The organism is Desulfosarcina sp., assembly GCF_046496365.1.
Lineage (GTDB): Bacteria > Desulfobacterota > Desulfobacteria > Desulfobacterales > Desulfosarcinaceae > Desulfosarcina.
In genome coordinates, this window is record NZ_JAWOHB010000105.1 from 56,356 (window position 1) to 68,384 (window position 12,029).

Below are 12,029 nucleotides of genomic sequence, written 5' to 3' on the forward strand. Positions count from 1 at the left end.
AATACCATCAAAAATGGTAAATTAACGACATTCAAAGGTTTGAAGAAGAACGCCATGGGTAAGAAATCAGCGGCGCCGACGGATCAGTGGAAGGGCCTCGACATCGGCAGCGATGTGGATGCAGGCAAGCCGGGCCGGTTTATCAACCGGGAGTTGTCCTGGCTTGAATTCAACCGGCGGGTGGTCGAAGAAGCAATGAATCCGGTGCATCCGCTTCTCGAGCGGCTTCGATTTCTGTCCATTTCCGCAAGCAACCTGGATGAGTTTTACATGGTTCGGGTTGCCGGTTTAAAGGGCCAGGTGGCCTCACGGGTCAGGGGGGTCAACCCCGACCGCATGACGCCGGCGCAGCAGTTGCGGGCCATATCGGCCAAGGTTAACGAGCTGGCGGCCGATCAGCATCGCTGCCTGGAGATTCTGCTCGAAGAGATGAACAAAGAGGGCATTCAAGTGGTCGACCCGGATACGCTCTCTTCGGCAGACCGGTCCTGGCTGGCGACCATGTTCCGCCAGAACATGTTTCCTATCCTCAGCCCCATTGCCGTTGACCCGGCCCATCCATTCCCGTTTGTCCCGAATTTGGGATTCGGGCTGGTTCTCGAACTAGAAGGGGACGACGACACCGAAAACATGGTCGCGCTGGTCATCTTGCCGACCCAGCTCAGCCGGTTTGTCCGGCTGCGGGGCAAAGCCATACGCTTCATCGCCTTGGAAAAAGTGGTCCTGATGTTTCTCGATCTGCTGTTTCCTGCCTTCCGGCTGCTTTCCAGCGGAACCTTCAGGGTGATCCGGGACAGCGAGATGGAGATCGACGAAGAGGCCGAGGACTTGGTGCGCACCTTTGAAAGCGCCTTGAAGCGCCGGCGCCGCGGCAGCGTCGTCCGCCTGACCGTAGATGACGAAATCTCGGATGACCTGCTCTATTTCATTCAAGCCCAGCTGGATGTTTCCAAACGTGACGTATTCTGCTTCCATGGCATGATCGGTCTGGCCGATATCGGTGAACTGGTCATCGACGACCGGCCGGATCTGCTTTTTCCCGCTTATCGCGCCAGGTTCCCGGAACGGATCAGGGACTACGCCGGGGATTGTTTCGCGGCAATAAAGGCCAAGGATATCCTCGTTCATCACCCTTACGAGAGCTTTGACGTGGTGGTTCAATTCCTCCGGCAGGCGGCCCAGGACAAGAATGTGGTGGCCATCCGCCAGACCCTTTACCGGACCAGTGAAGATTCGCCCATTGTTCAGGCGCTGGTGGAGGCTGCGGAAGCGGGTAAAAGCGTTACCGCCATGGTTGAACTCAAGGCCCGTTTCGACGAGGCGGCCAATATCGGCATCGCCCGAAAACTGGAGCGCAGCGGTGCTCAGGTGGTCTTCGGGTTCATGGAATACAAAACCCACGCCAAACTGTCCCTGGTGGTTTGCAGAGAGGGTGGGATACTGCGGTCATATGCCCATCTGGGAACCGGCAACTACCACCCGGTGACGGCCAAGATCTATACCGACCTCTCCTTTTTTACCTGCGATCCGGATATCTGCGACGATGTCCTCCAGATTTTCAACTTCATGACCGGCTACGCCAAACCGATGCACCTGAAGAAGGTTGTCATTTCGCCGCTTTCCATGCGCTTGTTTATCCTGGGCCTCATCGAAAAGGAGATCGAACACGCCAAGGCCGGTCGGCCGGCCGGGATCTGGGTGAAGGTCAACTCCCTGGTCGATGCCGAAGTGATCGACACCCTCTATTCAGCCTCCCAGGCCGGGGTCAAAATCAAGATCGTGGCCCGGGGAATCTGCAGTCTAAGACCCGGTGTACCGGGGCTGAGCGAGAATATCGCGGTGAAATCCATCGTGGGCCGGTTTCTCGAACACTCCCGCATCGCCTGTTTCGGCAACGGCTGCGCGTTGCCTTCCGCAAAGGCCAAGGTATTCATTTCTTCCGCCGACTGGATGCCCCGCAATATCGACCGGCGCATCGAATCGCTGGTTCCAATCGAGAACCCGACCGTTCACCGGCAGGTGCTGGACCAGATCATGGTCGCCAATTTCCGGGACAATCAACAAAGTTGGGACCTGCAGTCGGACGGAACGTACCGGCGCTGCGCAACGGAACCCGAACCGTTCAGCGCCCATCAGTTTTTTATGACCAATCCCAGTCTGTCCGGGCGAGGGTCCGCGCTCGTCACCGAAGCGGGTGCCAAAAAGAAAAAAAAGCGCAAGCTCAAAAAAGGGGGCTGACGCCGTCGGATTCATTTACCGGTGAGGACATGAAAACCCTGTTCATCATGCGACATGCCAAATCCAGCTGGAAAGATCCCCGGCTCGACGATCATCGGCGCCCCTTGAACAAACGCGGCAAAAAAACCGCTCCAACCATGGGCCAGCGGCTGAAAGCAAAAGGCGTGCAACTGGATGTCATCGTCAGCAGCGATGCCCGGCGAGCCGTGGACACGGCTGCGGCGGTGGCCGGCGTGCTGGGGCTGTCCAGCGGGGATATCCGAGAGATGCCGGCGTTATACCATGCCTCTCCCGATCGGATTCTGGATATCGTCAAGGCCTTTCCGGACCATTGGAAACAGGTCATGCTGGTGGGTCACAACCCGGGTCTCACCGAATTGGCCAACCGCTATTGCTCTCCTCCGATTGCCTCCATCCCCACCGCCGGAATCGTTGAACTCAGGTTCGAAAGCCCGTTGTGGCGTGAAATCGAACCGGCCTGTCTCGGGCTCAGTTGGTTGGATTTTCCTAAGAACAACTAGCGTCGACGGATGGTAATGCGGTTTGGATTGCTTGATTCGGTTGCCATCAATGGTTAGTGTTGCTCAATGGTTGTCCAAGAGGTCTATTTTCAGGGTTGCGACAATGGGCGTTCAGATTGATCGATAGGGAGAGGGACATGGAAAAAAAACTGAAAAAAAAGTCACTGTGCAAATGGGACAAGGATGACGCCAAAAAAAATTGGGATGAACTCTATGACCTGCTGGCCACGTCAAAATTCGTCTGCGGAAAGTGCCTGCGCTCCTCCAGGCTGAAAGGTACCTTGTGCAAGCCGGAAAAACTCGTCCAACCGGGCAGTTGACATCGATGCGGATTTTCATTATCAATTGATTGCCTTACCTATCCGGTCTCAGCGTGTTCCTACCCGTTTACCCTTTCGATGAAAGGATCCCCCGATGCCCCCAACCCTGTTGGAAGTCAAAGGAATCGGCCCGGCCACGGCCGAAAAGCTGGCCGCTGCCGGTATCGCCACCGTCGAAGCATTGGCCGCATCCACGCCCGAGCAGTTGGCTGTGGTGCCCGGGTTCGGCGAATTCAGGGCCGTCCGGACCATTGCCGAGGCTCGCAAGCTGATGGCTGAGGACGCCGCCGGGGCGGACCAGCGCAAAGCGCCCGGCGCGTCCCCTGTGAAAACAGTCACGGTGAAAAGCAAAAAGAGCAAAGGATCCAAAAAGAAGTCCAAAGGCTCCGAGAAGAAGTCCGCGGCAAAGAAGACGGCTGGATCGAAAAAGAGAGCTGAATCCAAGGAAAAGACCGGCAAAGAAAAGAGGAAGAACAAGCTAAAAAAAGAGAAGCAAAAGACGGACAAGGATAAAAAAAGCGGCTCAAAAAAGAAAACCAGGAAAAAGAAAAAATAGCCGGATCCGTTTGGGTTGGAGCGAATCCGGAACCCACCCGGCCAAGATCATGGTCAATGCGGCCCCGGGCATGGCCGGGGACAATGCGTTCAGGGTCACCGGTTCAATCTTGGTCGGCGGCCGTGCGCTTAAGGTGGTCGGGCAGGGAAAGCATCATTTTCCCGAGGTCGAGATGCTTGACCCGCAGGGCGGCCCGGCGATAGTCGATCCAAAGACGGCGTCGCATGGTTTGCTCCGGCCATCGATCAAACTGTTCCATGACGGTCATCACAAATACCCTGACCTCACAGATGCCGCCCCATTTTTCATAGGCGTAATTGCCGATATCCGGCATCAACAGGCGGCCTCTAGTTCCAGCTTCCTCATAGGCCTCGTTCAATGCGGTTTCGCTTGCGGATAAGCCGGGATCGATCAACCCTTTGGGAGTGGTCAGGTGTTTCCCGCTGCGCGTGGAGATGAGCAACACTTCCAGTCTGTCATCTGTGATTCGATAGGGAATGGCCCCTGCCTGGGCGAATATTTGCGTCATCGAAATGGTTGTCTATCTGGGTCCGTTGTCGTTCAGGTCGTTGGAATGCCATAGACAGCCAGCTGCTTGTTCTTGTACCGGCGGTCCTCAGTCACTTCGGCACCGAACCAGTCCGGTGGCGAAAAGTGCCGGCTGGCCGATTCCGAGGGAAATTCGACTTCCACCAGAAACAACCCGGTCAGTTCACCGGCAAACGCATCCAGCTCGGCGGTATGATCTCCCACCGGAACGGTATACCGGGTTTTGCTCACCCGACGGCCTTCGGTATGCGGCCACAACTGCTGGAACTGACCTTGCGACAATTCGATTTCAATTTCCGTCCTCGACAGGCCTTCTCCCGCCTTTATCGTCTGGAAGAAACGGGCCTGCTTCTGCCTGATCCTCAGTTCAACGCCGCCTTCGGCGACAATTATATATCCCTGACGAATTGCTGAACCGGTTAGCTCTGCCAGAGCAGCGGGCAGGTGGTCGACCAGAAATTTGCGTTCGATTTCAAGACCCATTGGTTTTTTCTTCCGGGATGTGCGTTTTTATCTCTTTCCAGAGCTTTGCAAAGGCCAACGCTGCCATGGCCGCGGGGCGATAGTGCATCAGTGGCTGGCGGAAAAAACCCATCTTCTCCACGTCGGCATTGTAGGGGATGTAGGTGTTCATCAGATGGATTTTCGTGGCGATGGTCTCCTGGATGGTCTGACGGTGCATCAGCTTGCGGGGTTCGACCATTGAGAAAAAAGGATGAAGCTTCCTGCGGTCAAGACCCGTATCCTCGAAAAACCGGTATAATTTGGTGTAGGTGAGCATGGACAGTGTCGTGGGGATCAGGGGAACCAGGATCGCATCCGCCGCCTCGAAAACATTTTCGCTGACCAGGGTGATGTTGGGTGGACAGTCCAGGAAAACATAGCCGTAACGCCCCTTGAAGGACTCCAGCAACCGCCTCAGCCGTTGCCGTGATTTGGTAAAACCATTTAACTGGATATCCAGATTGCGGTAGGACAGGTCTGCGGGAAGCAGATCCAGCCCCTGGAAATCGGTGCCGCGGATCGCCTTGTCCAGCCACTTTCCCCCTTTGAGAAATTTCCTGCTGCTGTATTTGGGTTTCGGCTGGATGCGGAAGTAGAAAGTCGACGACCCCTGAGGATCCAGATCGCACAGCAGGGTGGCAACCCCGCCTATGGCCGCCAGGTAGGCCAGATTGACGCAGGCGGCCGTCTTGCCGACGCCGCCTTTGATGCTGTAAAGGGCAATGGTTTTCACGTCAGTTTCCTGTCATGTGAAGAGCGTCTTGAACCGCTTACGATTTTCCGTTGCATTGAACGTTTTGAACACGCTGAGAAATTGCGACCGGACCTGTTGTTGGGCAGTATGCAGCCGGGTGATCAGCCCACCCGTGGCTGCCGCCGACAGGATCACCTGCGGTCGCGGGGTTTCCAGATGCTGCGTCAAAAAGTTCTGCTGGACGGACAGGTCGTTGAAATCGCCTAAATTGTCCTGAAGTTGCTTGAGTTGTTTGACCAGTATCTTCATCAGGTCGTCGGGGAAGAGGGAGGTGAAAAACTCCAGCAGGTAGCGCAATTTCTTGCAGTCAATGCGCAGGCGATGGAGATGGTCATCCGGGGTGATATCCGACATTCGGCTGCCTTTCTTGACGATCCGCCGGTAGCGTTTGTAAATGACCGTTTTGGCCAATTCACCGATGGGGAGGGAACCACCGGGCGAATCGGCGCCGGTCGGCGGATCGGTGCGTACAAATGCATCCAGGTCGAAAAGGGCCGCATTGAAAGCGGTGCCGGCCATGGCCTTGACCATCCGGTTTCTGGCATAACGGCGTTTTTGCTGCAGGGTCCCGAACAGCTGGTCGAGGCCGGGTTTCAGAACGTCGGGAAGCAGGGCGGTGTATTCCTCTTTTTTCAACAGGGCCACATCCAGGTCCCGGACATTTCCGGTGATGTCGCCCATCGTCTTCAAGCGCTGCTGGAGTGTGGCGGTTGTCCCGGCATCGAGGACGCCTTTCATCTGACTCAGCAGTGAACGCGCCCGGCGCACCGCCACCCGAAAGTCGTGCAGGAACTCGCTGTCGATATCCTGACGAACGCCGGGAATATTTGCATGCATGACCGATATCAGGTTCTCCATGATGCAGCGGACGGCTTCGGCGGCCGGCATTCCCGGTGCCAGCGTCAGGTCGATTTTTGACGCGCAGGCACCGGGGGCAATGCCTTTTTCCGTCAGCAGGGTCAGGACAGGAGGCTTGCCGGCGGGCTGCAGCCCCAATTGCTCCAGGCAGGCGGCAATCCGACGGGCTTCTACGCTATAGCCGCGCACCGGCATCAGCCTGCATTGATTGACCTTTTCCGGCCGGCCATCGATGCCGTAAGTTTCCAGAGCGAGGCGTGCGACGATCTTTTCATCGCTGTTGAGCAGATCCTGGCCGATGGTGCGCCGGGTGATGGTCCCCAGAGACAGCAGCGCACGAATGTCCAGGGCGGATTTGAGCATGGCGGTGAAGTCGGATTCGGGAAACGCCCGGGCGAATCGCAAGGGTTTTTCCGTTCCCGCCATGATCGTGCCGACCGGATGACCAGTGGCGATATCGATGGCCTCATAGCGCTCGCGGCTTTTGAACAACAAAAAGCCCTTGTTGAACAGCCGCCAGTCGAAGGAATCCATGACTTCGAAGACGGAGGTTTCGGCCGCCTCGCGAATGCCGTCGAACAAATCAGCCATTGCCGTGGGGATGGCTGCCAAGGCGTCAGGGTCGGTGATGGCATAACAGCGATCGGTCATGACGCTTCCTTTCACGTCCCGCGGAAAATAGATGCGTGCTGTCCGCTGCCGCCCGTGTTTTCAGCTTCCCGGAGGGGCGCGGTCTTTTTTGTGGACGGTCCATGCGCCGGACCGTTCTGTGCTTGCGTATGTTTGCGGTACATGATGCGTACCAGTCCGTCCGCCAGGCCGATCTGTGGCACCGAGATGGTTCCGATGCCGCCCCATTTCATTACCGACAAATAAATCTTCAGGGCGGGCATGATCACATCTGCACGATCGGGTTTCAGGCCGAGCTTGGTTATCCGTTCGTCATAGGAGAAAAATTTCAAGTGGCTTTTCACGTTCTTCATCTTGCCGGTGGTGATGGAAATGCCGTCCGGGCATTTGGCCAGTTTAATGATTGTGTTGATATTGCCGCCGCTGCCAATGGCATCGATGCCAGAGAACGGACGGGTATGATCGCGAACCCATGCTTTCATCTCCTTCCACTGCGTTTTGCACACCAGCCTTTCAAGCAGGCGGATGGTTCCGATGCCAAACGAGCGGGATACGGTATTGCCATTGGCATAGATGGTTATCTCCGTGCTGCCGCCACCGACATCTACAAACAGCCATGCGTTGCCTTCCTCCAGATGATTCCAGGGGTTGTTGGCGAAAATAATCCTGGCTTCCTGCTTGCCTTGGATGATCTCGATGTCCACACCGGTATGTGACAGGATGCGGTCCCTGATTTTTTCACCGTTGTCGGACTCCCGCATGGCCGATGTGGCGCAGGCCCGAAAGTCCAGCGGCCGATAGGCCTCAACCAGGGCGTTGAAACCCTGGATCGTGTGGAGGAGGCGATCGGCCTTGTCCTTGGATATTCTGCCGAGGACAAACGCATCCTCACCCAGGCGGATCGGCATGCGGATCAACGATATTTTACGGAAATACGGTCCGCTGTCGGTTTCGAAAACTTCGGACAGAAGCAGTCGAACGGCGTTGGAGCCGATATCGATGGCGGCGAATCGTTTACTGGTTAACATGCCAGCGAATGCCTTTCGTCAGAATACCATGGATGCACGTGGCTTGGAAAGAAAGCACATATGGACGGATGCGGGCAATAGAAAAGTGACCTTACCGCCGGGAAGCGGTTCGAGCGGGAAAACCATCTGCGTCACCGGGCGCCTGAATCATCCGCGGCCATGGTCGAGGCGCCCGGCGAATACGGTCAATGGACGGTGTCCGGTCGAGGAACGGTAAAAGGATCCGGATGAGCTGGTTCGGGGGATCCCCAATGGGTCATGTACAGGAGGTAGGCGATGCTCTTGGGACGTTTGGGTTTTACCGTGAATCGCAGATAGTTGATCAGTTGCTTCAGATGCCTTGAATAGGTCTGGCCGCAGATCAACGCTTTTCCGGTGTGCGGATGGGTCCGGATAAACATGCGGTCGGCCTGGGTGGCTTCATCAATAGCAATGGCGATCACTTCCCAGGGTTCCCTTTCCTTTACCGTCTCTACAAATTCATCGATGCTGCAATTTTCTGAAATCATGATGACTCCCTATCGTTAAGGCTGCCTGCCTGAAATCAGGTGTCGTCAGTGTGCCCCGCCACCTGTTTCCCAAATCCCAGATCCGGACGGTAGAGGTGTACGCCCGAATTGTTAGAATTGTGTTAGGAAAACCTTTTTCAGGCGTCATTTTATCAAAAAATAAATAATAATTAATTATTACGGTATGTTGAAAAACAATACGACGGGACGCCTGCATGACGAAACCCACGGGCGAGATGAGCGATCGCGTCGACGCGCAGATGGTTTTAATGGTTTGCTAACAATCGCGTGCAAAACTGTAAAAAATTAGTTCATGAATTTATGGTACAGGAGCGCACACATGCCTCATATAGATATCCACTACCCGATCGCCGGAATGGTCTTTCTGGTTGGTGCCGTTGCATTCCTTAAAGGGTTCGATTTTTTGGCCGCCCAGCGTGTGAAGCGGCTGCTTGAAATGGCGGGTGGCCAGCAAGCCGAATAGCGCACCTGAAGATGGCGAGGATTGAGATGGTCGATCCAAAATCGCCTGAATTTGTAACATCACCCTTCAGTCTTCAGATGGTTTTGAAAAAAGGTAACATCAATATTTTTCGGGCACATGCCGTCTGGATACCAGCGAGGCCTGGTCATCGTAGGCATTTGTTGTGTCGCGTGCAGGAAGTTTGACGTTTTCCTTCGGCAGTGCCTTGTACGGAATTTGGCTGAGGAGGTGGCTGATGCAATTCAGCCGGGCACGACGCTTGTCATCCGACGGGACGATGGTCCACGGGGCGTAGTCGGTGTCCGTGGCCGCCAGCATCGCGTCGCGTGCGCGGGAGTAATCATACCAGCGACGGCGTGACTCTGTATCCATGGGGCTTAGCTTCCACTGCCGCACGGGGTCTTCAATCCGCCGTCGAAACCGTTTTTCCTGTTCTTTATTGCTCACCGTCAGCCAGTACTTGACCAGTATGATCCCGTCTTTGATCAGTGCCCGCTCGAAGCCGGCACAGTTCGCCTTAAACCGTTCGTACTCATCGTCGGTGCAAAAACCCATCACGCGCTCGACGCCCATGCGGTTGTACCAGCTGCGATCAAAGAGCACCACCTCGCCGGCGGCAGGGAGGTGTTTCACGTAGCGTTGGAGATAAAACTGGGTCTTTTCCCGGTCGCTGGGGGCGGGAAGGGCGACGATGCGAAAGACCCGCGGACTGACCCGTTCGGTGATCCGTTTGATCAGCCCTCCCTTGCCGGCGGCATCCCGCCCTTCAAAAACCACGATAACCCGCAGCCCTTTGTGCCTGATCCAGGCCTGGAGTTCGGCCAGCCCGACCTGAAGCTTCGCCAGCTCCTGCTCATAGAAATCGTGGCTGAGTTTTTTGCGCTTCGTGTCCCTGCGCCTGGAATCAACCTTTGTTTTCTGGTCGGTCCCGGATAATTTTCTGGCGTCTTTTTTTTCCATGCGTTGACCTTCCTTCCACCCGCTTCGCTGGTGTTCCGATTCAAGCCTCAGGCATCCGTTGACAGACGCTTAAAAATGGTGTTCGCCGGCTGGTGGATCCAGGTCAAGTATCTCAATTGAATGGGTGGGTGTCAAGCGGGGGGCCTGCCGTCACGATTCCGGAACGCGGTTTGTTGGAGTTTATCCGTCAATCCGTGTTTGATTTTCTCTTCTCCATTTAGCGGACTGGCTCTGTTACCCAGGCGGCGGAGTTATCTATTGCCAATCCCTTTGAGCTTTTCAACGATGCCAACATTCCATCCATCGGTGTAAGCCGAGTCCAGAACCGTTTTCATTGATGTGAATACAGCGGTTTAGAATCCCTGCGCCGCGCTTTCACCGGATTTTTCCGAGGTGGATTACTCTGCCCTGCGCGGATTACGTATTGCCGCACACCGATTGGATCGAGCCTCTCCACAGTATGCTGCTGAGAGGCTTTTTTACTTTTCAGGGCGGTCAATGCAATTCATTTTTTGGCGCCAGGCTGCATACCGGTTCACTCACTCACGCCGCTTCTGCCCTTTTTCTGAGAGTGCCTCGGGGAAGTGGACGCCTCATACATGGCTGCATCGTCATACCCGGCGACCAACGGTTTGCAGTTGCAGCAGTATTTGCGCGGCACGCCACGTCCGGTCCACATCATATAGACATTATGGTGAGCAGTGCATTTCGGGCAGATGCTGCGCACAAAGCGTTTGTCAATTTGATATCGCTCCTGATTGTTCTTGTTACTGAACGAATTCAGGTTGGCGGGGAAGGCTGATGTCGTAAACCATGATGCCGCCGATGCGTTCCAGGCCGAGGAACAGGTATGTGCGGCAGTTGATCTCACCCAGCGATAGTCCTTCGGGTTCAGGCCCCTTGTCGGCGCTGTGAAAGTCAGCATGTCCGGCAGGGCGCCGACCATCGCCGCCTTGAGGAAATGACCATTGGTGTCGAAAAAAACCACCTTGCCCGGTTCCTGCTTGGGATCGGCCTCCACCGCCGCGGCCAGGATGCCGTGGTGGACTTTCGTGCAGAATCGTTGCTTGCGACTTAGCTCATACTAACGCCTGGCCAACTAGTTGCTAACAAAATACTAACAAAGTGATTGACGCCCCTGTTCCCCCTGATTAAAGTGTGAACACCACTGTGAGTGACACGGGTTTGTTTTGGGGTATGCGCACCAGCAAAAGAGAAGGTATCCACTACGATGGCTTACAACCACGCCTGGCAAGCTGTATTCAGGCCAGGGGCATCCGATGATTTTTTTGCGGCAGATCGCCTCGTTGGGTTTCACGCGAGCGCCGAAGGGTTCACCCCGGGAAATGCGTGGTGGTTGTCCGAACTTTGTAGACTGATCTATCGAAAAAACGCCTCGGAAGGGGTTGACACACTGGGCCAGGCGTCGCGAAATGACTTCCTGGAACGTGTTGGTCTGATTGAGCAGCGATTTTTCAGCGGGCCCACCACTCAAGCTGCCCTGATAGAGACCGTGGAGACCGGTGATGGTGCCTTTGCCGCTCTGGTGTTTCGCGGAACCACCGGCCGTCTGTCCAACTGGCTGTCCAACCTGGACATGGCTGCCTGTGAATGGCCCACCGGCGGAAATGTCCACCGGGGATTTAGGAATATTCTCATGGAGATTTGGGATACCATTGCTTCTGCGTTGGAAGTCATTGAGAAACCATTGTATTACACCGGCCATAGTTTAGGCGGTGCGCTGGCCACCCTGGCGGCATCGTTGCTACCGCCTTGCGCAGTATACACCTTCGGAGCTCCACGCATCGGGGATGCTGAGTTTGCCCAAACCCTTGCCGGCATTCCGGTGTTCAACGTATTCAACCCGAAGGATATCGTTCCCGAACTGCCCCCGGTCAGTCGCCGAACCCGATTTACCCATGCTGGAACCATCGTAAGAAATACAGAGATTCACTCACCCCATCACGCATTTGCTCACGCACCATCATTCCTTGCCAACCATGCCCCCTTGAATTATACCGCCCAATTGCCTGTTGCCTTCGATAATTGACGTCCCTCCAGACAGGCATTTTTTCAATGTGTTGTTGACAGGTAGCGAGGGTTATATCAAAGCTCAAG

At 55.5% G+C, this 12,029-nt stretch carries 14 protein-coding genes; 6 read left to right on the forward strand and 8 right to left on the reverse strand.

What is annotated here, in order from left to right; translation table 11 throughout:
• Positions 1-54 precede the first annotated feature (54 nt).
• From R6V78_RS08860 to R6V78_RS08875, 4 genes are all read left to right on the forward strand, one after another.
• On the forward strand, positions 55-2,238 hold the full coding sequence (locus R6V78_RS08860) for an RNA degradosome polyphosphate kinase (protein WP_410288986.1): 2,184 nt from the start codon (positions 55-57) through the stop codon (positions 2,236-2,238).
• A gap of 29 nt (positions 2,239-2,267) precedes the next feature.
• The gene (locus R6V78_RS08865) at positions 2,268-2,759 is read left to right on the forward strand and encodes a SixA phosphatase family protein (RefSeq protein WP_410288987.1); all 492 of its coding nucleotides are present in this window, start codon (positions 2,268-2,270) and stop codon (positions 2,757-2,759) included.
• Between the two features lie 137 nt (positions 2,760-2,896).
• Entirely contained in the window at positions 2,897-3,079 is a 183-nt protein-coding gene (locus R6V78_RS08870) for a hypothetical protein (RefSeq protein ID WP_410288988.1), read from the forward strand.
• 94 nt (positions 3,080-3,173) lie between these two features.
• Positions 3,174-3,635 carry a DUF4332 domain-containing protein gene (locus tag R6V78_RS08875; RefSeq protein ID WP_410288989.1) on the forward strand — a complete coding sequence of 154 codons (462 nt, stop codon included), beginning with the start codon at positions 3,174-3,176 and terminating at the stop codon, positions 3,633-3,635.
• 103 nt (positions 3,636-3,738) lie between these two features.
• Here the strand turns inward: R6V78_RS08875 and R6V78_RS08880 are convergent, their stop codons facing one another.
• The 6 genes from R6V78_RS08880 to R6V78_RS08905 all read right to left on the reverse strand — a co-directional run bounded on the left by R6V78_RS08880 (position 3,739) and on the right by R6V78_RS08905 (position 8,467).
• Positions 3,739-4,164: an NUDIX hydrolase gene (locus R6V78_RS08880; protein WP_410288990.1), complete on the reverse strand. Its 426-nt coding sequence runs from the start codon at positions 4,162-4,164 to the stop codon at positions 3,739-3,741.
• Positions 4,165-4,196: 32 nt separating this feature from the next.
• On the reverse strand, positions 4,197-4,667 hold the full coding sequence (locus R6V78_RS08885) for a CYTH domain-containing protein (RefSeq protein WP_410288991.1): 471 nt from the start codon (positions 4,665-4,667) through the stop codon (positions 4,197-4,199).
• Positions 4,657-5,421 carry a ParA family protein gene (locus R6V78_RS08890; protein WP_410288992.1) on the reverse strand — a complete coding sequence of 255 codons (765 nt, stop codon included), beginning with the start codon at positions 5,419-5,421 and terminating at the stop codon, positions 4,657-4,659. The genes R6V78_RS08885 and R6V78_RS08890 overlap by 11 nt, the downstream gene beginning before the upstream one ends.
• A gap of 12 nt (positions 5,422-5,433) precedes the next feature.
• Positions 5,434-6,951, reverse strand: coding sequence for a CHAD domain-containing protein (locus R6V78_RS08895; RefSeq protein WP_410288993.1), 1,518 nt, complete (start codon positions 6,949-6,951; stop codon positions 5,434-5,436).
• An 11-nt stretch (positions 6,952-6,962) separates the two neighbouring features.
• Positions 6,963-7,958 carry an exopolyphosphatase gene (locus R6V78_RS08900; protein ID WP_410288994.1) on the reverse strand — a complete coding sequence of 332 codons (996 nt, stop codon included), beginning with the start codon at positions 7,956-7,958 and terminating at the stop codon, positions 6,963-6,965.
• 185 nt (positions 7,959-8,143) lie between these two features.
• Positions 8,144-8,467 carry a hypothetical protein gene (locus tag R6V78_RS08905; RefSeq protein ID WP_410288995.1) on the reverse strand — a complete coding sequence of 108 codons (324 nt, stop codon included), beginning with the start codon at positions 8,465-8,467 and terminating at the stop codon, positions 8,144-8,146.
• 340 nt (positions 8,468-8,807) lie between these two features.
• Between R6V78_RS08905 and R6V78_RS08910 the strand changes: the two genes are divergently transcribed.
• Positions 8,808-8,951: a hypothetical protein gene (locus tag R6V78_RS08910; RefSeq protein ID WP_410288996.1), complete on the forward strand. Its 144-nt coding sequence runs from the start codon at positions 8,808-8,810 to the stop codon at positions 8,949-8,951.
• A 99-nt stretch (positions 8,952-9,050) separates the two neighbouring features.
• On the opposite strand, the gene ppk2 is transcribed toward R6V78_RS08910, so the two are convergent.
• Complete coding sequence (ppk2, locus tag R6V78_RS08915; protein ID WP_410288997.1) at positions 9,051-9,911, reverse strand: polyphosphate kinase 2; 861 nt, start codon at positions 9,909-9,911, stop codon at positions 9,051-9,053.
• A gap of 767 nt (positions 9,912-10,678) precedes the next feature.
• A complete protein-coding gene (locus R6V78_RS08920; RefSeq protein WP_410289039.1) occupies positions 10,679-10,972 on the reverse strand; it encodes a choice-of-anchor I domain-containing protein in 294 nt (97 codons plus the stop codon).
• Between the two features lie 296 nt (positions 10,973-11,268).
• Here R6V78_RS08920 and R6V78_RS08925 point away from each other — a divergent pair, with 296 nt between their 5' ends.
• The gene (locus R6V78_RS08925; protein ID WP_410288998.1) at positions 11,269-11,961 is read left to right on the forward strand and encodes a lipase family protein; all 693 of its coding nucleotides are present in this window, start codon (positions 11,269-11,271) and stop codon (positions 11,959-11,961) included.
• Positions 11,962-12,029 lie beyond the last annotated feature (68 nt).

Coding starts and splice junctions, on each gene's coding strand:
- R6V78_RS08860 (WP_410288986.1), top strand. CDS start 55: ATGGGTAAGAAATCAGCGGCGCCGACGGATCAGTGGAAGGGCCTCGAC.
- R6V78_RS08865 (WP_410288987.1), top strand. CDS start 2,268: ATGAAAACCCTGTTCATCATGCGACATGCCAAATCCAGCTGGAAAGAT.
- R6V78_RS08870 (WP_410288988.1), top strand. CDS start 2,897: ATGGAAAAAAAACTGAAAAAAAAGTCACTGTGCAAATGGGACAAGGAT.
- R6V78_RS08875 (WP_410288989.1), top strand. CDS start 3,174: ATGCCCCCAACCCTGTTGGAAGTCAAAGGAATCGGCCCGGCCACGGCC.
- R6V78_RS08880 (WP_410288990.1), bottom strand. CDS start 4,164: ATGACGCAAATATTCGCCCAGGCAGGGGCCATTCCCTATCGAATCACA.
- R6V78_RS08885 (WP_410288991.1), bottom strand. CDS start 4,667: ATGGGTCTTGAAATCGAACGCAAATTTCTGGTCGACCACCTGCCCGCT.
- R6V78_RS08895 (WP_410288993.1), bottom strand. CDS start 6,951: ATGACCGATCGCTGTTATGCCATCACCGACCCTGACGCCTTGGCAGCC.
- R6V78_RS08900 (WP_410288994.1), bottom strand. CDS start 7,958: ATGTTAACCAGTAAACGATTCGCCGCCATCGATATCGGCTCCAACGCC.
- R6V78_RS08905 (WP_410288995.1), bottom strand. CDS start 8,467: ATGATTTCAGAAAATTGCAGCATCGATGAATTTGTAGAGACGGTAAAG.
- R6V78_RS08910 (WP_410288996.1), top strand. CDS start 8,808: ATGCCTCATATAGATATCCACTACCCGATCGCCGGAATGGTCTTTCTG.
- ppk2 (WP_410288997.1), bottom strand. CDS start 9,911: ATGGAAAAAAAAGACGCCAGAAAATTATCCGGGACCGACCAGAAAACA.